20 protein-coding genes are annotated in these 20135 nt (G+C 61.6%); 11 read left to right on the forward strand and 9 right to left on the reverse strand.

Annotation, left to right across the window (positions count from 1 at the left end):
* The first annotated feature begins 9 nt into the window (after nt 1-9).
* The 6 genes from DFO46_RS21720 (at nt 10) to glpK (ending at nt 6456) form a co-directional block, all read left to right on the forward strand.
* A complete protein-coding gene (locus DFO46_RS21720; protein ID WP_120279055.1) occupies nt 10-1080 on the forward strand; it encodes an ABC transporter ATP-binding protein in 1071 nt (356 codons plus the stop codon).
* A gap of 2 nt (nt 1081-1082) precedes the next feature.
* Complete coding sequence (locus DFO46_RS21725; protein WP_110793715.1) at nt 1083-1952, forward strand: sugar ABC transporter permease; 870 nt, start codon at nt 1083-1085, stop codon at nt 1950-1952.
* Between the two features lie 13 nt (nt 1953-1965).
* The gene (locus tag DFO46_RS21730; protein WP_120279056.1) at nt 1966-2784 is read left to right on the forward strand and encodes a carbohydrate ABC transporter permease; all 819 of its coding nucleotides are present in this window, start codon (nt 1966-1968) and stop codon (nt 2782-2784) included.
* A gap of 10 nt (nt 2785-2794) precedes the next feature.
* Entirely contained in the window at nt 2795-3076 is a 282-nt protein-coding gene (locus DFO46_RS21735; protein WP_062277451.1) for a DUF2160 domain-containing protein, read from the forward strand.
* 84 nt (nt 3077-3160) lie between these two features.
* Nucleotides 3161-4882, forward strand: coding sequence for an ABC transporter substrate-binding protein (locus tag DFO46_RS21740; RefSeq protein WP_120279057.1), 1722 nt, complete (start codon nt 3161-3163; stop codon nt 4880-4882).
* Between the two features lie 80 nt (nt 4883-4962).
* Nucleotides 4963-6456 carry a glycerol kinase GlpK gene (glpK, locus tag DFO46_RS21745; protein ID WP_120279058.1) on the forward strand — a complete coding sequence of 498 codons (1494 nt, stop codon included), beginning with the start codon at nt 4963-4965 and terminating at the stop codon, nt 6454-6456.
* Nucleotides 6457-6477: 21 nt separating this feature from the next.
* On the opposite strand, the gene DFO46_RS21750 is transcribed toward glpK, so the two are convergent.
* The 5 genes from DFO46_RS21750 to DFO46_RS21770 are packed head-to-tail and all read right to left on the reverse strand — an operon-like array spanning nt 6478 to nt 10827.
* Nucleotides 6478-8088, reverse strand: a complete 1611-nt coding sequence (locus DFO46_RS21750) for a cisplatin damage response ATP-dependent DNA ligase (protein ID WP_120279059.1) — start codon at nt 8086-8088, stop codon at nt 6478-6480.
* A 3-nt stretch (nt 8089-8091) separates the two neighbouring features.
* Nucleotides 8092-9105, reverse strand: coding sequence for a ligase-associated DNA damage response exonuclease (locus tag DFO46_RS21755; RefSeq protein WP_183041992.1), 1014 nt, complete (start codon nt 9103-9105; stop codon nt 8092-8094).
* Between the two features lie 39 nt (nt 9106-9144).
* Nucleotides 9145-9546, reverse strand: coding sequence for a DUF2177 family protein (locus DFO46_RS21760; RefSeq protein WP_120279060.1), 402 nt, complete (start codon nt 9544-9546; stop codon nt 9145-9147).
* 40 nt (nt 9547-9586) lie between these two features.
* Nucleotides 9587-10261: a ChrR family anti-sigma-E factor gene (locus DFO46_RS21765; protein WP_120279061.1), complete on the reverse strand. Its 675-nt coding sequence runs from the start codon at nt 10259-10261 to the stop codon at nt 9587-9589.
* Complete coding sequence (locus DFO46_RS21770; RefSeq protein WP_110793913.1) at nt 10258-10827, reverse strand: sigma-70 family RNA polymerase sigma factor; 570 nt, start codon at nt 10825-10827, stop codon at nt 10258-10260. The genes DFO46_RS21765 and DFO46_RS21770 overlap by 4 nt, the downstream gene beginning before the upstream one ends.
* Nucleotides 10828-11066: 239 nt before the next feature.
* Here DFO46_RS21770 and DFO46_RS21775 point away from each other — a divergent pair, with 239 nt between their 5' ends.
* The 3 genes from DFO46_RS21775 to DFO46_RS21785 are packed head-to-tail and all read left to right on the forward strand — an operon-like array spanning nt 11067 to nt 14427.
* Nucleotides 11067-12425 carry an FAD-dependent oxidoreductase gene (locus DFO46_RS21775; RefSeq protein ID WP_120279062.1) on the forward strand — a complete coding sequence of 453 codons (1359 nt, stop codon included), beginning with the start codon at nt 11067-11069 and terminating at the stop codon, nt 12423-12425.
* Nucleotides 12422-13210 carry a DUF1365 family protein gene (locus tag DFO46_RS21780; protein ID WP_120279063.1) on the forward strand — a complete coding sequence of 263 codons (789 nt, stop codon included), beginning with the start codon at nt 12422-12424 and terminating at the stop codon, nt 13208-13210. The genes DFO46_RS21775 and DFO46_RS21780 overlap by 4 nt, the downstream gene beginning before the upstream one ends.
* The gene (locus DFO46_RS21785) at nt 13210-14427 is read left to right on the forward strand and encodes a cyclopropane-fatty-acyl-phospholipid synthase family protein (protein ID WP_110793910.1); all 1218 of its coding nucleotides are present in this window, start codon (nt 13210-13212) and stop codon (nt 14425-14427) included. Before DFO46_RS21780 ends, DFO46_RS21785 begins: the two co-directional genes overlap by 1 nt.
* Nucleotides 14428-14464: 37 nt before the next feature.
* Here DFO46_RS21785 and DFO46_RS21790 read toward each other — a convergent pair whose 3' ends face one another.
* Complete coding sequence (locus DFO46_RS21790) at nt 14465-15211, reverse strand: SDR family NAD(P)-dependent oxidoreductase (RefSeq protein ID WP_120279064.1); 747 nt, start codon at nt 15209-15211, stop codon at nt 14465-14467.
* 52 nt (nt 15212-15263) lie between these two features.
* A complete protein-coding gene (locus DFO46_RS21795) occupies nt 15264-16688 on the reverse strand; it encodes a phosphomannomutase (RefSeq protein WP_120279065.1) in 1425 nt (474 codons plus the stop codon).
* A gap of 572 nt (nt 16689-17260) precedes the next feature.
* On the opposite strand from DFO46_RS21795, the gene DFO46_RS21805 reads away from it, so the two are divergent.
* A complete protein-coding gene (locus DFO46_RS21805) occupies nt 17261-17884 on the forward strand; it encodes a ribonuclease D (RefSeq protein WP_120279066.1) in 624 nt (207 codons plus the stop codon).
* Nucleotides 17885-17898: 14 nt separating this feature from the next.
* Here the strand turns inward: DFO46_RS21805 and DFO46_RS21810 are convergent, their stop codons facing one another.
* Nucleotides 17899-18222 (reverse strand): DUF6665 family protein, encoded by a 324-nt coding sequence (locus DFO46_RS21810; protein WP_120279067.1) that lies wholly within the window; start codon nt 18220-18222, stop codon nt 17899-17901.
* A 158-nt stretch (nt 18223-18380) separates the two neighbouring features.
* Between DFO46_RS21810 and DFO46_RS21815 the strand changes: the two genes are divergently transcribed.
* Nucleotides 18381-18632: a hypothetical protein gene (locus tag DFO46_RS21815; RefSeq protein ID WP_120279068.1), complete on the forward strand. Its 252-nt coding sequence runs from the start codon at nt 18381-18383 to the stop codon at nt 18630-18632.
* Between the two features lie 4 nt (nt 18633-18636).
* Here DFO46_RS21815 and DFO46_RS21820 read toward each other — a convergent pair whose 3' ends face one another.
* Nucleotides 18637-20034 carry a nicotinate phosphoribosyltransferase gene (locus DFO46_RS21820; protein ID WP_120279124.1) on the reverse strand — a complete coding sequence of 466 codons (1398 nt, stop codon included), beginning with the start codon at nt 20032-20034 and terminating at the stop codon, nt 18637-18639.
* Between the last annotated feature and the right edge of the window lie 101 nt (nt 20035-20135).

Consider the following 20135-nt stretch of genomic DNA (forward strand, 5'->3'; position numbering starts at 1 on the left):
AGGATAGACATGGCGCGCATCAATCTCGACCATATCCGCCACGCTTACACGCCGGCTGCTCGCGCCGCCGGAGACTATGCCTTGAAGGAGGTCCATCACGAATGGGATGACGGCGGCGCCTATGCGCTTCTCGGCCCGTCGGGTTGCGGCAAGACCACGCTCCTCAACATCATATCGGGTCTGCTGCACCCCTCCGATGGCCGCATTGAATTCGATGGCGTCGACGTCACCAACCTGCCGACCCAGGCACGCAACATCGCCCAGGTCTTCCAGTTCCCGGTCGTCTACGACACGATGAGCGTCTACGACAATCTGGCCTTTCCCTTGCGCAACCGCCATGTGCCGGAAGATCAGGTCCATCGTCGTGTCAACGAGATCCTCGACATGATCGATCTCCAGCCCATGGCCCGCAAGAAGGCGCAAGGCCTGACGGCAGACCAGAAGCAGAAGATCTCGCTCGGCCGTGGTCTCGTCCGTTCGGACGTCAATGCGATCCTCTTCGACGAGCCTCTGACCGTCATCGATCCGCACATGAAATGGCTGCTGCGCTCGCAATTGAAGCGCCTTCACCGCCAGTCCGGTTTCACCATGGTCTATGTCACCCACGACCAGACCGAAGCGCTCACCTTCGCCGATAAGGTCGTCGTCATGTATGACGGCCAGATCGTCCAGATCGGCACGCCGGCCGAACTCTTCGAACGCCCGAGCCATACCTTTGTCGGCTACTTCATCGGTTCGCCCGGCATGAATGTCATGCCGGCCAAAGTCACCGGTGCGACGGCCACCGTCGGCGATCAGGCGATTGAACTCGCCGGCACGCCGAAGCTCGGCACTCAGTCGAAAATCGAGCTCGGTATACGCCCGGAATTCGTCCGTCTCGGCCGCGAAGGCATGCCCGTCACGGTTTCGAAGGTCGAGGATATCGGCCGCCAGAAGATCGTCCGCGCCCGCTTCTGCGACCAGCCGCTGTCGATCGTCATCTCGGAAAATGCCGAGGTCCCGACCGATCCGAAAATCACGTTCGACCCGCCAGGCATCGGCATCTTTGCTGATTCCTGGCGCGTAGGTTTGGAGGGCTGACAATGGAAAAGACCTGGAACAACAGAGCCTGGTTCATGGTCATTCCGGTCCTCCTGCTGGTGGCCTTCTCGGCCGTCATCCCGCTGATGACCGTGGTGAACTATTCGGTGCAGGATACCTTCGGCAACAATGAGTTCTTCTGGGCCGGCACCGACTGGTTCACCGAGATCTTGTCGTCCGATCGCTTCTGGAATGCGCTCGGACGCAACATGATCTTCTCGATGATCATTCTGGCGATCGAAGTGCCACTCGGCATCCTGATCGCACTCAACATGCCGAAAAAGGGGCTGGGCGTTCCGGTCTGCCTCGTGCTGATGGCCTTGCCACTGCTCATCCCGTGGAATGTCGTCGGCACCATCTGGCAGGTCTTCGGCCGCGTCGACATCGGCCTCCTCGGCTACATGCTGAATGCCATGGGCATTGACTACAACCTGACCCAGGACCCGGTCGACGCCTGGATCACGGTCATCGCCATGGATGTCTGGCACTGGACCAGCCTCGTGGTGCTGCTCTGCTATGCCGGCCTCGTCTCGATCCCGGACGCGTATTATCAGGCAGCGAAGATCGATGGCGCCTCCCGCTGGTCCGTCTTCCGCTACATCCAGTTGCCGAAGATGAAACGGGTGCTGTTGATCGCCGTGCTGCTCCGCTTCATGGATAGTTTCATGATTTACACCGAGCCTTTCGTCGTCACCGGCGGTGGTCCCGGCAATTCCACCACCTTCCTGTCGATCGATCTGGTCAAGATGGCCGTCGGCCAGTTCGACCTAGGACCGGCAGCCGCCATGTCCATCATCTACTTCCTGATCATCCTGCTGATGTCATGGGTCTTCTACACCGTCATGACCGTCAGCGACGCAAAGAGCCAGTAAGGAGGCGCATTCGATGAGCAATTCCGACGATCGTTCGCGCTTCGGCTTCGTCATCCCGACGGTCTATATCGTCTTCCTGCTCCTGCCGATCTACTGGTTGGTCAACATGAGCTTCAAGACCAATTCGGAAATCACCGGCGCGCTATCGCTCTGGCCGGTCAATCCGACGCTCGCCAACTATGCCGTGATCTTCACCGATCCGTCGTGGTACAAGGGCTACATCAACTCGATCATCTATGTGTGCCTGAACACGGTGATCTCGGTGGCGGCCGCCCTGCCGGCAGCCTATGCCTTCTCGCGCTACCGGTTCCTCGGCGACAAGCACCTGTTCTTCTGGCTCTTGACCAACCGCATGGCGCCGCCCGCCGTCTTCGCGCTGCCCTTCTTCCAGCTCTATTCGGCGTTTGGTCTGATCGACACGCATATCGCGGTGGCACTCGCCCACTGCCTGTTCAACGTGCCGCTGGCGGTCTGGATCCTCGAAGGCTTCATGTCCGGCGTGCCGAAGGAAATCGACGAGACTGCCTATATCGACGGCTATTCCTTCCCGCGCTTCTTCGTGAAGATCTACATTCCGCTGATCGCATCGGGCATCGGTGTCGCCGCCTTCTTCTGCTTCATGTTCTCCTGGGTGGAGCTTCTGATTGCCCGTACGCTGACCACCACCGACGCCAAGCCGATCGCCGCCATCATGACGCGCACGGTCTCGGCCTCGGGCATGGACTGGGGCGTGCTGGCAGCCGCCGGCGTGCTCACCATCATCCCGGGCGCGCTCGTCATCTATTTCGTTCGCAACTACATCGCCAAGGGCTTTGCCCTGGGCCGCGTCTGAGGAGGCGTCGATGAACTTCACATGGATGGCCTGGACGCTGCCGACGGCGCTCTTCTTCATCGCGATCCTGACGCTGATCGTCTCGATGGCGGTCTGGGAATATTTTTCACCCGGCGGCAATCCGCGTGTCGGCGTGCTGCGCTTTGAGACTACGCGCGGCGACCGGCTCTTCGTGTCGCTGCTCGGCTCCGCCTTCATTCATCTCGCTTGGCTCGGTCTTGTTGGGCCGAACCTGTGGTGGGCTCTCGCTCTGTCCGTGGTCTACGCCATCGGCGTATTTCGCTACGTATAGAGCCGGACAACGGCGGATGGCGGCGGGAGGTCGCCATCCTGACGGACTGGAAACTCTGCAATCGCAACCTTAGGGAGGACGAAAATGCGAAAGCACCTTTTGACGACGACGGCGGCCATGCTGCTCGCCATGACCGGCGTGGCATTCGCCGACATGGACGCGGCAAAGAAATTCCTGGACACCGAGATCGGCGACATGTCGAGCCTCGACCGTGCGGCCCAGGAAGCCGAACTGCAGTGGTTCATCGATGCGGCAAAGCCCTTTGCCGGCATGGAGATCAAGGTCGTCTCCGAAACCATCGCCACGCATGAATACGAATCCAAGGTGCTCGCACCGGCGTTCGAGGCCATTACCGGCATCAAGATCACCCATGACCTGATCGGCGAAGGCGACGTCGTCGAGAAGCTGCAGACGCAGATGCAGTCCGGCGAAAACATCTACGACGCCTATGTCAACGACTCGGACCTGATCGGCACCCACTGGCGCTACCAGCAGGCCCGTTCGCTGACCAAGTGGATGGCCAACGAAGGCAAGGACGTCACCAATCCCAATCTCGACCTTGATGACTTCATCGGCACCAAGTTCACCACCGCTCCGGACGGCGACCTCTACCAGCTGCCCGACCAGCAGTTCGCGAACCTCTACTGGTTCCGCTACGACTGGTTCAACGACGAGAAGAACAAGGCCGACTTCAAGGCCAAGTACGGCTACGACCTCGGCGTTCCCGTCAACTGGTCTGCCTATGAAGACATCGCCGAGTTCTTCACCGGTCGCGAAGTCGACGGCAAGAAGGTCTTCGGCCACATGGACTACGGCAAGAAAGACCCGTCGCTCGGCTGGCGCTTCACCGATGCCTGGCTCTCCATGGCCGGCAATGGCGACAAGGGCCTGCCGAACGGTCTGCCGGTCGACGAATGGGGCATCAAGGTCAACGAGAAGTCCCAGCCGGTCGGCTCTTGCGTCGCCCGTGGCGGTGATACCAACGGCCCGGCCTCGGTCTACGCCATCCAGAAATATCTCGACTGGTTGAAGGCCTATGCACCGCCGGAAGCCCAGGGCATGACCTTCGGTGAAGCCGGTCCGGTGCCTGCCCAGGGCAACGTCGCCCAGCAGATGTTCACCTACACCGCCTTCACCGCCGACTTCGTCAAGGAAGGCCTCGCCGTCGTCAACGAGGACGGTACCCCGAAGTGGCGTTTCGCGCCGAGCCCGCATGGCGTCTACTGGAAGGACGGCATGAAGCTCGGTTATCAGGACGTCGGTTCCTGGACGCTGATGAAGTCGACCCCCGATGACCGCGCCAAGGCCGCCTGGCTCTATGCGCAGTTCGTCACCTCGAAGACCGTGGACGTGAAGAAGAGCCATGTCGGCCTGACGCTCATCCGCGAATCGACGATCCAGCACAAGTCGTTCACCGACCGTGCGCCGAAGCTCGGGGGTCTGATCGAGTTCTACCGTTCGCCGGCCCGCGTCCAGTGGTCGCCGACGGGTACGAACATCCCTGACTATCCGAAGCTGGCACAGCTGTGGTGGCAGGCGATCGGTGATGCATCCTCGGGTGCAAAGACCGCCCAGGAAGCCATGGACTCGCTTTGCGCCGAGCAGGAAAAGGTCCTGCAGCGTCTTGAGCGTGCAGGCGTCCAGGGTGACATCGGTCCGAAGCTCGCCGAAGAGCATGATCTCGAATACTGGAACAAGGATGCAGTCGCCAAGGGCAACCTCGCACCGCAGCTGAAGATCGAGAACGAGAAGGAAAAGCCGATCACCGTCAACTACGACGAACTGGTCAAGAGCTGGCAGAAGTGATCCGGATCAGTCTCTGATCATTGACAACCGCCGGGGCGATATCTACGCCCCGGCTTCTTCTATAAGGGAGTTTCAGACGGATGAGCGGCTACATTCTGGCCATCGACCAGGGCACCACCTCGACCCGCTCGATGATCTTCGACCACGCGATGCATATCGTCGGCGTCGCCCAGCAGGAGTTCACCCAGCATTTTCCGGATTCCGGCTGGGTCGAACATGATGCGGACGAGATATGGCAGAGTGTGCTCGCGACGATCGACAAGGCTCTCACTGCTGCAAAGATTACGATTGCCGATATCACCGCGATCGGCATCACCAACCAGCGCGAAACCGTCGTCGTCTGGGACCGCAAGACCGGCAAGCCCGCCCACCGCGCCATCGTGTGGCAGGACCGCCGCACCGCCCGCTTCTGCGACGAGCTGAAGCACAAGGGTCTGGAAGCGCTCTTCACCGAGAAGACCGGCCTGCTGCTTGATCCTTATTTCTCCGGCACCAAGCTCTCCTGGCTCCTGAAGAATGTTGACTGCCTGAAGACGCGCGCCGACAACGGCGAGATCTGCTTCGGCACGGTCGATAGCTGGCTCATCTTCAAGCTGACCGGCGGCCGGGTCCATGCTACGGACGCCACCAACGCCTCGCGTACCCTGATCTACGACATCGGCGAAAACCGCTTCGACGACGAACTTCTCGCGATCCTCGATATCCCCCGCGCCATGCTGCCCGAGGTCAAGGACTGCGCCGACGACTTCGGCATCACCGACAAGGCCGTGCTCGGCGCCGAAATCCCGATCCTCGGCGTCGCCGGCGATCAGCAGGCCGCCGTCATTGGCAATGCCTGCTTCGAACCGGGCATGATGAAGTCCACGTATGGCACGGGCTGCTTCGCGCTGCTTAACACCGGCACCGACCGAGTCACGTCGTCGAACCGTCTCTTGAGCACGATCGCCTACCGCCTGAACGGCAAGACCACCTATGCGCTCGAAGGCTCCATCTTCATCGCCGGTGCTGCCGTGCAATGGCTCCGCGACGAGATGGGCTTCGTCAAGGTAGCCTCCGAAACCGATGCACTCGCCAGCAAGGCAGACCCGAACCAGCGCGTCTATCTCGTGCCTGCCTTTACCGGCCTCGGCGCACCCTATTGGGATCCCGATGCACGCGGCGCGATCTTCGGCCTGACCCGCGGCACCGGCCCCGCAGAATTTGCCCGCGCCGTGCTCGAAAGCGTCGCCTACCAGACTCATGACTTGCTCGAAGCGATGAAGAAGGACTGGATGGGCGCCAGCTCTAAGACAGTGCTGCGTGTCGATGGCGGCATGGTGGCCTCCGACTGGACGATGCAGCGCCTCGCTGACATTCTGGCCGCCCCGGTCGACCGCCCCGTCGTCCTTGAGACCACAGTCTTGGGCGCTGCATGGCTTGCCGGCTCCCGTGCCGGTCTCTGGCCCGATCAGGCCGGCTTCGCCGCCACCTGGAAGCGCGATCGCCGCTTCGAGCCATCAATGGCAACGGGCGAACGGGAAGCTGCCATCGCCGGCTGGCAGGACAGCGTCTCGCGCTGCCTCACCAGCCGCTGAGCCTGTAAAACACGCCGGTCGTCAAAGCATGGCGACCAGCGTCTCCAGCCGATCGGCATCCTTCGGCAGCTTGTCTTGCCTCAGCCGCGCAATGCGCGGGAAGCGCATCGCAATTCCCGACTTGTGCCGCGTTGACCGCGCCAGCCCTTCGAAGGCCACCTCGACGACGAAACCGTGCTCCGGCTCGGCCCTAAGGCTGCGAACCGGGCCGAAGCGCTCCACGGTATTGTTGCGCACGAAGCGGTCCAGAACCTCCAGCTCCTCATCGGTAAAGCCGAAATAGGCTTTTCCAACCGGAACCAGCACATCACCTTCGCCTGGAACGGCCGTCCACACCCCGAAGGTAAAGTCGGAATAATAACTCGAGCGTTTTCCATGCCCGCGCTGCGCATACATCAGCACCGCATCGGCATTCATCGGATCGCGCTTCCACTTGAACCACGGCCCCTTGGCGCGCCCGGCCTGATAGACGCTGTCGTATCGCTTCAGCATGACCCCTTCGATGACGGGATCGGGTGGGTCTGCCCTGAGCCGCTCCAGTTCCTCCCAGGTCGAAAACGGCACCAGCGGCGACAGATCGAACCGATCAGGCATCTGCCGCTCGATCAGGGCGGTTAGGCGGTCCCTTCTGGCGAGGAAACCTTCGGGTCGAACATCCTCGGCGCCATCGAAGAGAATGTCATAGGCCCGGATGAAGACCGGATAGTCCTCCAGCATCCGCGCGGTCACCGTCTTGCGGTTCAGCCGCTGCTGCAGGTCGGAAAATGTGCGCGTCGGCGCATTCGTCCGCGAGGTCCCGCCGACCAGCAGTTCGCCGTCGATCACCCCTTCGAACCGCGCCGCCTCGGTAATGTCCGGGAAGGCATTTGAGATGTCATCGCCCGAACGCGAATAGAGCCGGTTGCGCCCGCCCGCACACGAGAGCTGCACCCGGATGCCGTCCCATTTCCACTCTGCAGCGAAATCCACCGGGTCGAGCGTGGCAATATCCCGGTCCTCGATCGGCGTCGACAGCATCACCGAATGAAAGATCGCCGGTGTTGCCAGGATCGGCTTGTCCGTGCGGTCCTCCAGCCAGGCAAAGAGATCGAGATAGGGCGGCTTCAGCCCATGCCACAGGCTCTCGATTTCGGTCACATCCTTGCTGCCGAAAATCGACAACGCCTGCTTCGTCAGCCGCGCCGAAACTCCGATTCGCAAACCACCCGTCACCAGCTTGATCAGCGCAAAGCGCTCTGACGTATCCAGCCGGTCGAGCAGGGCCCGCATCAACCCGCGCGTTTCGCTCCGCCCCAACCGCTGCAGCCGCTCCACGATCGTCGACAGTCGATCGTCCGCTTCCGCCACGTCCTGAGTGTCGGACGGCTCCCAGACCAGCGAAATCGTCTCGGCGAGATCTCCCACATAGTCGTAGGAATATTGGAACAGCACCGGATCCATGCGTTCCAGCACCAGTTCCTTGAGCAGGGCTGGCTTCACGCCCTTGATATCAAGCCCCTCCGTCAGCGCCGCCAGCGCATAACCGCGGTCCGGGTCCGGTGTCGACTTGAAATAATCGACGAGCAGGGTGAGCTTGCCGTTGCGGCTCGGCGTCAGCACCAGGCGGTCGAGAAGATTGGCAAAGGCCTTCATTGCTCAATCCCCCTCGTCTTCATAGCCGACGAGATGCAGCGGCCGCGCCGCGATGCCGGAGAGCTCGCACCACCGCACCAGCGCTTCCTCACGCCCATGCGTGACCCAGACCTCTTGCGGCCCAACCTCGCGGATGGTGTCCAACAGTTCCGGCCAGTCGCAATGGTCGGAAATCACGAGCGGCAACTCCACCCCGCGCTGCTTGGCGCGCTGGCGCACCATCATCCAGCCGGAGGCGAAGATCGGCAGTGGATCTTCGAAACGCCGTGCCCAACGATCGTTGAAGGCTGACGGCGGTCCGATCACCACGGCGCCCTTCAGGCTCCCGGACTTCTTATCCTCGGTCGTTGCGGGCCGCAGTTCTCCAAGATCGACGCCCTGGCTCTCGTAGTAGTCGCAGAGCTTGGTGAGTGAGCCATGGATATAGATCGGCTGGTCATAGCCTCCGCGGCGAATGAGAGAGATCACCCGCTGAGCCTTGCCGAGCGCATAGGCCCCGACCAGGTGGCTGCGCTCCGGAAATTGCCGCAGCGACGTCAAAAGCTTCTCGATTTCGCCGGAAGGTGGCGGATGATGGAAAACGGGCAACCCGAACGTCGCCTCGGTGATGAACACATCGCAGGGCACGGGTTCGAAGCTGGCACAGGTCGGATCTACGCCCCGCTTGTAATCACCGGAGACAACGATGCGTGTACCATCCTTTTCGATCTCGATCTGCGCCGATCCGAGAACATGACCTGCCGGATGAAACCGCACGGAAATCCCGTTGACATCAACCGTCTCGCCAAATCCGGCAGCCTGCGACGAACCCGCAAAATCTGCACCATAGCGGATCGCCATGATGTCGAGGGTCTGCTGCGTCGCCAGCACATGCGAATGCCCCGAGCGCGCATGGTCGGAATGGCCATGGGTAATCAGTGCGCGCCCGACCGGCCGCACCGGATCGACGTAAAAATCGCCTATGGGGCAATAAAGCCCGCCCGGCGTCGGGTGCAGCAGGAGGTCCGGTTTGATCATGGAGGAAACATAGGGCGGCCAGGCGGCGCCCGCCAGTCGTCAGGCGGCGTAACGCGAAACGACGAGATAGCCGGCGGCAGAAGCCGTTGCGGAGAGAACCGCACCCCAGGCCATGTCGACGAGGCTGACCGAAAGCGACCAGCCCTTGAGCGTTGCCAGATTGGTCATGTCATAGGTGCCATAGGCGAGCAGGCCGAGCAGAGCCCCATGCAGCAGCGCCGTTACCACGCTGTTTGCCGTAAGCGCCGGCATCACGGCAAAATAGACGAGACCCACAACATAGAAGAGGTAGAAGATCCCGGCCGCCGCGAAATTCGGCGTGGCGAGCAGAAGCTCGCCGATATTCTGCCGGTAAAATCCGATCGCAACGCGTGTAAGCCACACGTAGTCGAGTGCAAAGAAGACGACGGCCGTCGATACATAGGCGATCAGATAGATCATTCGTCATCTCCGTGAAGGGCAGGTATGAAGCCTGCCGGGTTCATATCCCGAGAACGGGTTGCACCAGCCTGACGATCAGGCTCTTGAACTTGAGCGGCGCGTCGGTGACGGCCAGACAGATGCAATCCTCCTCCGGCGTCGCCACCGGCTGGTGCGTCAGCGTCTCGTCTGCTTCTTCCAGATCCCCACGCCGGAAGACGCTCGAGCCATCGGTGAAGGCGCCCTTGAGCACCAGCGTCAGCTCGCGTCCACCGTGAGAATGCTCCGGAACGGGCTTGCCAGCCGGGATCCTCAAAAGCCGCACTTGGCTCCCTGTGTCGCCGGTCTTGATCGGAATATGATAGGCGCCACGTCCGAGCGCCCGCCACTTCAGCCCGTCCACGTCGGCGCCCAGATATGACCGCAGCGGTTCCGGCAGCACCGCATCGTTGGCAGCGGCCGCACGAGGCTTCGCCTGAGCCGCCGGCTTGTCCGTCTCTGCGGCAAGCCTGCGCTTCATCGCCTGCCAGCTGTCTGTTGCGCTGGATGTTTGATCGATGTCGACAGCCTCCAACAATTCGCCGCCGGCATGTTCCATGAAGGACAGCCGGTCGCGGCAACTGGGGCACAGCGCCAGATGCGTGGCAACGGCTATGCTCCAGCCTTCCGCAAGCGTGCCGCTGGCATAATCGAGCAACAGCTCGTCGCTGATATGGTGTTGAACCTGGAGCGTCATGCCCGCTCCTCCAGCGCTGCGCGCAGCTTGGCAAACGCCAGGCGGATCCGCGATTTGACGGTTCCCATCGGCAGGCCGAGTTCGGCTGCAATCATGCTGTGGGATGCTTCTCTGTAGAATGACATTTTGAGGAGTTCGAGTTGTTCGGGTGGTAGGGTTTCCATGGCGCGCCGCAGACGATCTGCCTCCTGGCGCCCTTCGAATTCGATATCTGCGGCTGGCACATCGTCGGGGACGAAGGCCGGGTCCGACGGATCGAACACCGGACGCCTGGCGCGGCGGAAGGCGTCGATGCGCTGGTTGCGCGCAATGGTGAAGATCCAGCTCGAGACGTTTCCGCGTGACGGGTCAAACTGCGCCGCCTTGTTCCAGACGGCGAGCATGGTCTCTTGCATCAGTTCTTCGGCGGCCTGCCCGTCACGCGCGAGCTTTGCCATATAGGCACGCACCTTGGGGCCATAATGCTTGAAGATTGTCTCGAACGCTTCGACATCACGATCACGACCGACGGAAGCCAGGAGTTGCGAGAAATTATGCGGCTCTAACTCATCAACCGATCCGGTCATCGAAACGTTTCTTATCCCTCGCTGGGGCTTGGCCACGGCAGTCTGCCGTGCGTTACGCCCGGGACCACTGTGGCACGCATCGGCCTGCATGGGAATCATGTTGATCATGAAGCCGACTACGCCCTGGCCGGAAAATCGGATCACCCGTGACGAATTTATTAGCTTCGGTCGATCCACTGGCCAAGCTTGTGCGTAGTCAGATGCAAACAGAATTTTCGCGACAAGGGAATGTGTGGTTTATGGATATTGGCGTTACGAGGGCCGCATTTGGCGGGAAGCGCAAGATTGCGGTCATTGGGTCGGGTATCTCTGGCCTGTCCTGCGCCTGGCTCCTCTCCCGCAGCGCCGAAGTCGTGCTTTATGAGACCGAAGGTCGCCCGGGGGGCCATTCCAACACGGTCCTGGCGCCGGGGCGCGGCAAGGATACGCCTGTTGATACCGGCTTCATCGTCTACAACGATCGCAACTATCCCAATCTCGTAAAGCTCTTCGAGCATCTCGACGTGCCGACGCTGGCATCCGACATGTCCTTTGCCGCCTCGCTCGGTGATGGTGCCTTCGAATATTCAGGCTCTGGCCTCGGCGGTCTGCTCGGCCAGAAGACCAATCTTCTCCGTCCCCGCTTCTGGCGCATGGTGAAGGACATCCTGCGCTTCTACCGTGAAGCGCCTGCCTTGTTGGATCGCCCGGAACTGGATGGCGTCTCGCTTGGAGACTACCTCGCCTCCGCCGGTTATGCGGATAGCTTCGTCGAAGACCACCTGCTGCCCATGGGCGCTGCGATCTGGTCGACAACGGCCTCCGAGATGCGACTTTACCCTCTGCAAGCCTTCATCCGCTTCTTCGTCAATCACGGCCTGCTGACGCTCACCGATCGCCCGCGCTGGCGCACGGTGAAAGGCGGCAGCCGCGAATATGTCGCGCGCATCCTTGCCGATTTTCGCGGCACCGTCCGCCTGTCGACCGCCGTTGCCCATGTTCGGCGCCTGGCTGTTGGCGTGGAGGTGATTGACATCCACGGCCATGCCGAGACCTTCGACGACGTCGTGCTCGCGACCCATGCCAACCAGAGCCTCGATTTGCTGCAGGATGCGGATACGCGGGAGCGTCAGCTGCTGGAAGCTTTCCAATACACGCCAAACGTCGCCGTGCTGCATTCCGATGAAGCCCTGATGCCGAAGCGGAAATCTGTCTGGTCAAGCTGGAACTATGTCGCGAGCCGCAAGGATGAAGCCGGCGAAATGCTCTGCGTCACGTATTGGATGAACAAGCTCCAGTCCCTCGATCCCGAAACGCCCTTGTTCGTCACGCTCAATCCCTGCCGCCCGATCGATCCGGCCAAGGTGATCCAGACCTTCAACTACGAACATCCCCTGTTCGACGCCGCTGCCATCCGGGCGCAGAAACAGATCTGGCAGCTCCAGGGCCATCGCAACACCTGGTATTGCGGCGCCTATTTCGGCAGTGGCTTCCATGAGGATGGCCTGCAGGCCGGCCTTGCGGTAGCAGAGGCTCTCGGCGGTATACGCCGTCCCTGGTCTGTCGAAAACGAGTCCGGCCGCATCGTCATCACCCGGCACCTTGAGGCGGCCGAATGAGCTTGCAGTCTGCCATTTATGCCGGCCATGTCGTGCATGTGCGTACTCGCCCCAGGCAGCACAAGCTGCGCTACAGCGTGTTTTCCCTGCTGATCGACCTTGATGAGATCGCGGATCTCGACCGGGATCTTCGCTTTTTCGGCCACAACCGCCGATCCCTATATGCCGTCTATGACGCAGATCACGGTGATGGTCATGTCGGCCAGTTGCGGCAATGGGTCGAAGGGCGGCTTGAGGCGGCCGGACTTGAGGCCAAGGGTTCGAGGATCCGCATGCTCTGCTATCCCCGCATCTTCGGCTACGTCTTCAATCCACTCACCGTCTATTTTTGCCATCACCGCGACGGTCGATTGCAGGCCGTGCTCTACGAGGTCTGCAACACCTTCAACGAGCGCCACACCTATGTCATCCCGGTCGAGGAAGGGCAGGAGGTTTTGAGGCACCAATGTGCGAAGGAAATGTATGTCTCGCCCTTCCTGCCCATGGACTGCGTCTATGATTTCCGCATCAATCCCCCCGATGAGAAGGTCGGCGTGCACATTGGTGAAAGCGATGGCGAAGGGCCAATATTGACGGCGCTCTTTTCCGGCAAACGCGCCCCCTTGTCGGATGCGAGCTTATTGCGCATGCTGGTGACCTATCCCCTGATGACCCTGAAAGTGATGGGGGGGATACATTGGGAAGCGCTGCGGCTCTGGCTGAAGGGGGTTCCGGTTTATCGCCACGCGCCTGCAGCCAAGCCGATCGCCTCGACGATCGTTCTGCAGAATGGGATGAACAAGTGATGAGTCACGCCGAACGAGAAATGCCGTCCGTAGTCGCCTCCCTGCCGTTCTGGCAGCGTCTGCTGTGCCGCTGGGCTGACCGTGTTACCGCTGGCCGATTGACCCTCCAGTTTGAAGGCTATGGTCAACACGTCGCCGTCGGCAGGCTGCCGGGTCCCCATGCCACGCTGTGCGTTCGCAACGCCAAGCCGGTGCTTCGCATTCTGACCGGCGGTACTCTGGGCTTCGCCCAGGCCTTCATCGATGGCGACCTCGACAGCCCTGATATTGGCAGTGTCGTGGAATTCGCCCTGGCGAACGAAGCCGAACTCGGCAAGATCCTCTCATCCTCGGCCATTTTCGAGGGCATCGCGCGGCTGCGCCACAAGCTGCGCCGGAATTCCAAAAAAGGTAGCCGGCGAAACATCGCCTTCCACTACGATCTGGGCAATGCGTTCTACAGCCAGTGGCTCGACCGCACGATGACCTATTCCTCGGCTCTCTACGAGGCGCCCGGCCTGTCTCTCGCCGAGGCGCAGGAAGCCAAATATGCCCGCATCGTGCGTGAGCTGAACATCGGACCGGATGACCACGTGCTGGAGATCGGCTGCGGCTGGGGTGGTTTCGCCGAACACGCCATTCGCGCCACCGGCTGCCGGGTCACAGGCCTGACACTGTCCGTCGAGCAGGCCAAGTTCGCCCGCGAACGTCTGGAGAAAGCCGGTCTTTCCGACCGCGTCGACATCCGGCTCGAAGACTATCGCGACTGTCAGGGACAGTTCGACAAGATCGTCTCGATCGAGATGTTCGAAGCCGTTGGCGAAGAGAACTGGCCGGTCTATTTCAAGGCCGTGCAGGAACGCCTCGTCCCGGGCGGCAAGGCAATGATCCAGACGATCACGATCGACGAAAGCCGCTTCGAGCAATACCGCCGCAGCGCTGATTTCATCCAGACCTATATCTTCCCGGGTGGCATGCTGCCCTCCGTGACGATTTTCGAGCGCGATGCGAGCCGTGCGGGCCTTGAGATCGGCGACCGCTTCCGCTTCGGTCGGGATTATGATCGGACTCTGATTGCGTGGGACAATGCCTTCGCCAACAGCTGGTCGTCGATCGAGCCCCTCGGCTTCGACCGTCGCTTCTACCGGATGTGGCGGCTTTATCTGCACTACTGCGCCGTCGGCTTCCGCGTCGGCCGCATCGATGTGGTTCAATTCAGGCTGGACAAGCCAGCCTGAACAAAAAAGGCGGAGCCGGCCACTTCGGCACCTGCCTTCAGGAGCGCAGCATCTTGCGCGTCAGCGCGAAGCGAAGCTTGTGTGGCAGGGCATGCAGCAGGCGGATGGCAAGCGCCATCTTCCATGGAAAGATGATCTCGAACGTGTCGCTGGCCAAACCCCTGGCAATGATGTCGGCTGCCTCTTCGGCCGACACGAGGAAGGGCATCGGAAAGTCGTTCTTCTCTGTAAGGGGTGTCGCCACAAATCCTGGGTTCACGACGCTCAGCGTGACCCCATGGCTTGCAAGCTCTGGATGCAGCGCCTCGCAAAGGCTGTTCAGCGCCGCCTTCGTCGCGCCGTAGCTCGCCGCTCCCGGCAGGCCCACATACGCGGTGACGGACGCCACGACGGCGATATGTCCGGCTTTGCGCGCGATCATGCCCGGCATTACCGCTTCCAGACAATTTGCGGTTCCCATGACGTTGAGATCGAACATTTGTCGCATCCGCTCGACGCTGAAGTCGTCGGCATAATCGCGGGTATAGGAACCGGCAGCAAAGACCGCGAGATCGATTGGCCCCATGGCTGTCGTCACGGCATCGGCGACGCGACGCACGGCCTCGCCATCGGTCACGTCGAGCGGAAAGGCAACGATCCGGCCGGGGTGTTCGGCGGCAAGTGCCGCAAGCAACTCGGCATTACGGGCGCTGACGGCCACGCGGTAGCCGTCGTCCACCAGCCGTTTGGCCAGTGCCCGGCCGATGCCGGAGCTCGAACCGGTAATCCAGGCACATTTGGTCATGAGATCCTCTTGCGTTGTGTCATGACCAATACGCCAGGCATCGGCCGCCGGTTTAACCGGCCCAACCGCGCAGGAGTTCCAACCCGGTTTTCATTAGTGCCTCGGCCTCGCCATGGGTCTTGGCTTCGACATAACACCGCATCTCCGGCGCGTTGCCCGACGGTCGGAAATGGATGACCCGCCCATCGGCAAGCGTCACGCGAACCCCGTCGATATCACTCACCCCGGCCACGGCGCCGATCGGCGCGAGGAAGCCGGCAAGGTTGTCGCGCGATTGCCGGATATGGGCCATCAGCGAAGTGCTCCGCTCTGTCGCGAAGTTCTCCAGCCGGTCGCTCAATGCCACCGGCAGACTGAAGGCCTTGGCAAGGTCGGACAGCGACTGTCCGTTCTGGGCAGCCATACCGAGCGCCGCCAGCGCCGGAAGGAAACTGTCGCGCGTCGGAAGCGCCTTCAGCAGGGTGCCTTCCACGGTGAAGTCCGAGCCCAGCATCAAGCCGCCATTCGCCTCGAAGCCGAGCACGCGCTCGCGGCCTTCCGCCAGCGCCGTCTCCATTGCGGCAATCACATAGGGTGAGCCGACCCGCGTGCGGATGACTGAAAAGCCGCCATCCTGTTCGAGGCCGGAATTCGACGTGACAGGGGTTGCGACAACGCCGGCCTTGAGAAACCGCGCCGCAATCAGTCCAAGCAGGTCGCCACGCAACGGCAAACCATGTTCGTCCGCCACCAGCGGTCGATCACCATCGCCGTCGGTTGAAATGATTGCGTCAAGCGCCAGCTCGTCACTCCAGTGTGCGAGCTGGGTCACGGTATCAACCGAAACCGCCTCTGTATCGACGGGGATGAACACGTCCGATCGGCCGAGCGGAAAGACGGTTGCCCCATAATGCTGGAACACGTCGACCATCATGTCGCGGGCCACGGTGCTGTGCTGGTAAATGCCGATACGTCTCCCCTCCAGGCACCCCGCTGGCAGAATATGGAGATTGCGATCTAGAAACAGCGCACTCGCCTGGCCTTCCTGTTCATCGCCGACGGCGCTCTCCACGAGGTTCGCCTCGGGATCGTCGGCCAGCGCGTCGGCGATCCGTGTGATCGCCTGCTCGTCCTGTTTGTTGATCTCGCCGTCGGGCCGGTAGAACTTGATGCCGTTGCGGTCTGCCGGGATATGCGATCCGGTCACCATGATGCCGGCCGCCCCCAGCGAAGCGCCGTAAAGGGCCAGAGCCGGCGTTGCGATGGTCCCGCAGTCGATCGGCTCAAGCCCGGCACGCCGGAGGGCGGCCATGATCGTCGCGGCGATCTCGGGGCTCGACGGGCGGAAGTCGCGCGCGACCACCACCGGTGAGCCGGCCTGCGCAAGCCCTTCGGCCAGGAGGTAACGGGCGAAAGCGGTGGAGTAAAGGGCTGAAACGGCGCCGATGAGATCCGATGAAAGGCCCCTGAGGCCACTGGTCCCGAATTTTGCCGTCATTTTTGTCTCCCTCGCTGTAGCTCGGAGCAGCTTATATGGTGCCAACCCGCAAAGCATCAAGCGGAATGCCGGCGAACGGCGGGGAGAGGGCAATTTGGAAGTCGGCAGAAGCCGAAACGAAAAGAGCCTGGCGCGGGAGGAGGTGCGCCAGGCTCTTAAACTCGATCGGCAATTGGGAGGAGGAGGAGTATTGCCGATCCTACCGAGCGGCGCTGGGAGGAGGAGTGCGCCGCTTCGATGCTTGTGTTTTATCCAAAAGCCTCGCGGCTGCCAATCCTCGTTGTTGCAACGCAGCAGTGCGATAAATGCATGCCTCCTTCGCCCAGTCGTAACGCGAACCGCCCGCGCAGTCGAAAATGACTTTCGAGTCTTTCGCAATTTGAGCTTACACGATGAAGTGAACCTTCGTTTCCTGCGCGCCCTTGACTGATGCCGATATTTCCATGCGCATCAGGCATGGCTCAGATTTCAGTAACAGGGCTCTTGGCCAACGTCCGATGCCCGCTACGGGATGGTACCTCCTCCAGCTTTCCTTTATAGCGGGCAGAACCTGAGAATGTCTGGAGACTTAGATGGCGACGATCCGCTACCACGAAGGCGATATTTCTGCGGCTGATGCGGCGCGGTACACCGACGCGATCGCGATCGATACGGAAACGCTGGGTCTGGTGCCCCGCCGCGATCGTCTTTGCGTGGTGCAATTGTCGCCTGGCGATGGCACCGCTGACGTGATCCGTATCGCGGCCGGGCAGGCCGAAGCGCCGAATCTGGTTGCCCTTCTCGCCGATTCCTCCCGCCAGAAGATCTTCCATTACGGCCGTTTCGACATCGCTGTCCTCTACCATACCTTCGGTGTGACCACGGCTTCGGTCTTTTGCACCAAGATCGCGTCGCGCCTGTGCCGCACCTATACGGATCGCCACGGACTCAAGGACAATCTGAAGGAACTGCTCGAGGTCGACATCTCCAAGGCGCAGCAGTCCTCCGATTGGGCGGCCCAGAAGCTGAGCCAGGCACAGCTCGAATACGCAGCCTCCGACGTGCTGTACCTGCATGCCCTGCGCGACAAGCTGACCGAGCGCCTTGTCCGCGATGGTCGCATGGAGCATGCGAACGCCTGTTTCGAATTCCTGCCGACCCGCTCCAAGCTCGATCTGCTCGGCTGGGACGAGACGGATATCTTCGCCCACAGCTGAGCGCAAAGGCCGCTTCAGGCTTTGCGGGTGATGCCGACGCGGGCCATCACGTCTTTCGGGATGTCATATTGACGGATCATCGCCGCCTGGTTCCGCATGCCGCACAATTCCCGTTGCACCGAAAGAGCAAAGACTGCCTGCGCAGCCTCATCGACAGCCGCTGACAGGATCTCGGCGCTTTTGCCGCGCGCCTCGGCGCAGTGAAGCAGGGCAATTTCGGCTTTCCGCCCGGCGCGTCCGAGTGCATCCGCCATCTCGCCGGCAAGCTCCTGGTCGAGGGCGGACAGCAGATCTCCGGAGGCGGACGCGAGCAGGGAAGCGGGCGGTCGACAACTCATGGCCTAGCTGTTCTTGTAGACGATAATTGAGATGCAATGAAACGAATGCGCCAAGCTTTCATTAACTCCGACTTTGCATCATGACCGCAGTGAAATCGGCAACGGTGTCCCGTGTTTCAAGGGCCTCGTCAGCAGCAAAGCGTAGAAATAAAGCGACCATGACGGAAGCAGCCAATAGCCTTCTCGATAGCCTGTCCCGCTCGACCATCACGTATGATACGGACCGACCGGACACCGACGACTTTGATCAGCAGGATGAAGATGCAGGCCCGCATTATGCACCGGCCACCTGGCTCGATGCCCTCATGGTCGACGAGCGCAGCCGCCCGGACCAGCCGCTCGGCAAGCGCATCCCGGCCCCTTCGGATGAAGCCGGCCTCTACCCGATGTTCCTGCGCCTGATCGATTAGGCGGTTACGAGGAAACGCTCGCGACACTCGCTCGTGCGCGGATTTCGTCGAAGCTCCAATCCTTCAGCAATTGGCCATTTTCCCAGACCGGCTGCAGCAGGTTCGTGCGTGCGCCGAGCTCCGCAAGCGGAATAGCCACGATGTCCGTGCCGTCGGCAATCGCCGCCACGCGTCCCGCCATCGGCGGTTTTTCCTGCGGATGGGTGGACCGCCGACCGGTCTCCCGCCATTCCCCACCAGCATTTTGTGCCGCGCTTTGGCGCATGGTGAAGGACAGCGTGTCGCGGTTGATCTTGTGCAGCAGGCCGGATCCCATGCCGAACGAGATGTTCTCTGCGGAAAAGCCCATGCCCTCCAGCCGCCCCAGGATCATCTGGATGTCCTGGATGGACACCCCGTCGGACTGGATCACCCGCACATTCGCGTCCAGAACCTTGAAGCCCTTGCCGTTGAGCCGGGTGCCATAGGCGTAGGCGAGCTGCGCCACCACCTGGACCGGCGTGTCGATCGGGTCGCCACTGTCGGGGCGAACCACCAGTGTCGCACCGGCCGCCCGCACCTTTGTCTGCAGCTTCTTGCCCCAGATTTCGGTGACGGCATTGTGCAGGTCATAGCTGTCGGAGACGATGGAATAGGCGCCGAATTCGCTGAACCGGTCGATGAGATGCGAATAGGCTTCGACCTCACGATCTGGACCCCAGGCAGTGATTGTCCCGTGTTCGGCAGCAGGCATGGATAAGGCCGGCATGGCCGCCCCGTAGGCCCGCCTCGCCTGCAGGATGCCCGGCAGCGAATCGGAGCTGTGAAAATGGACGAGATGCGCCGCACCACCGATTGCCGACTGTTCGACGCTCGACGTGCTGCGGCAGCCATAGTCGCTGATCCGGCTCGGCTGCAAGCCGTGCGGGTCATCCGTGGTCCGCTCCAGGAAAGGCAGGATCGCCATGCGCAGCCGCCAGGCCGTGGTCGCCACCGTCGAGGGATACCAGACGGCACGCAGCAGCGACGTCTCGATGTGGGAGGTGAGCCAGGGCAGGGCAGGGTCCGTGTTGACCACCTGGACCACCGGAACGCCCCGGCGAAGCGCCGTGCCTTCGGGCACCGCCTCGATGCGGAGCGGCAGCAGACCGCCATGGGCCTCGACGATATGCAGCCAGCCGGCCTTGTCGAACGGCTGCCCATGTGCCGAAGCCACCTCCTCGGCCTCCGCCACATCCATCCGGGTCACCGGCCGCGACAGGTAATCCTTGAGGAACATCTGCAGCCCGAAGAACATCACCTCCGGGCGGAACGAGCTGCCGCGCGTCGTGACGAAGGCGCTGACGGAACGTGTATCTGCCGGGTACTGCAGAAAGGTCCCGAGTTTGTAGCTATCCGTGTTCAGGATGAGATTGGATGTCATGCTGGCGCCCATCAAAAGTTGCGCGGCAGAAAGCCGCCGGCCGGCATGGTGCCAGTCCAGGTATGTGCGAAGCTTGAGCCTCCGGCATTCCGCTCCGGTAG

Source organism: Rhizobium sp. AG855, from assembly GCF_003610655.1.
GTDB lineage: Bacteria > Pseudomonadota > Alphaproteobacteria > Rhizobiales > Rhizobiaceae > Allorhizobium > Allorhizobium wuzhouense.

Excerpts from the sequence above, each read along its gene's own strand:
- DFO46_RS21750 (WP_120279059.1), bottom strand. The coding sequence starts at position 8,088 with ATGAAGGCCTTTGCCAATCTTCTCGACCGCCTGGTGCTGACGCCGAGC.
- DFO46_RS21775 (WP_120279062.1), top strand. The coding sequence starts at position 11,067 with ATGGATATTGGCGTTACGAGGGCCGCATTTGGCGGGAAGCGCAAGATT.
- DFO46_RS21720 (WP_120279055.1), top strand. The coding sequence starts at position 10 with ATGGCGCGCATCAATCTCGACCATATCCGCCACGCTTACACGCCGGCT.
- DFO46_RS21790 (WP_120279064.1), bottom strand. The coding sequence starts at position 15,211 with ATGACCAAATGTGCCTGGATTACCGGTTCGAGCTCCGGCATCGGCCGG.
- DFO46_RS21765 (WP_120279061.1), bottom strand. The coding sequence starts at position 10,261 with ATGACGCTCCAGGTTCAACACCATATCAGCGACGAGCTGTTGCTCGAT.
- DFO46_RS21785 (WP_110793910.1), top strand. The coding sequence starts at position 13,210 with ATGAGTCACGCCGAACGAGAAATGCCGTCCGTAGTCGCCTCCCTGCCG.
- DFO46_RS21805 (WP_120279066.1), top strand. The coding sequence starts at position 17,261 with ATGGCGACGATCCGCTACCACGAAGGCGATATTTCTGCGGCTGATGCG.
- DFO46_RS21780 (WP_120279063.1), top strand. The coding sequence starts at position 12,422 with ATGAGCTTGCAGTCTGCCATTTATGCCGGCCATGTCGTGCATGTGCGT.
- DFO46_RS21810 (WP_120279067.1), bottom strand. The coding sequence starts at position 18,222 with ATGAGTTGTCGACCGCCCGCTTCCCTGCTCGCGTCCGCCTCCGGAGAT.
- DFO46_RS21740 (WP_120279057.1), top strand. The coding sequence starts at position 3,161 with ATGCGAAAGCACCTTTTGACGACGACGGCGGCCATGCTGCTCGCCATG.
- glpK (WP_120279058.1), top strand. The coding sequence starts at position 4,963 with ATGAGCGGCTACATTCTGGCCATCGACCAGGGCACCACCTCGACCCGC.
- DFO46_RS21820 (WP_120279124.1), bottom strand. The coding sequence starts at position 20,034 with ATGACATCCAATCTCATCCTGAACACGGATAGCTACAAACTCGGGACC.
- DFO46_RS21725 (WP_110793715.1), top strand. The coding sequence starts at position 1,083 with ATGGAAAAGACCTGGAACAACAGAGCCTGGTTCATGGTCATTCCGGTC.
- DFO46_RS21755 (WP_183041992.1), bottom strand. The coding sequence starts at position 9,105 with ATGATCAAACCGGACCTCCTGCTGCACCCGACGCCGGGCGGGCTTTAT.
- DFO46_RS21795 (WP_120279065.1), bottom strand. The coding sequence starts at position 16,688 with ATGACGGCAAAATTCGGGACCAGTGGCCTCAGGGGCCTTTCATCGGAT.
- DFO46_RS21730 (WP_120279056.1), top strand. The coding sequence starts at position 1,966 with ATGAGCAATTCCGACGATCGTTCGCGCTTCGGCTTCGTCATCCCGACG.
- DFO46_RS21770 (WP_110793913.1), bottom strand. The coding sequence starts at position 10,827 with ATGACCGGATCGGTTGATGAGTTAGAGCCGCATAATTTCTCGCAACTC.
- DFO46_RS21735 (WP_062277451.1), top strand. The coding sequence starts at position 2,795 with ATGAACTTCACATGGATGGCCTGGACGCTGCCGACGGCGCTCTTCTTC.
- DFO46_RS21760 (WP_120279060.1), bottom strand. The coding sequence starts at position 9,546 with ATGATCTATCTGATCGCCTATGTATCGACGGCCGTCGTCTTCTTTGCA.
- DFO46_RS21815 (WP_120279068.1), top strand. The coding sequence starts at position 18,381 with ATGACGGAAGCAGCCAATAGCCTTCTCGATAGCCTGTCCCGCTCGACC.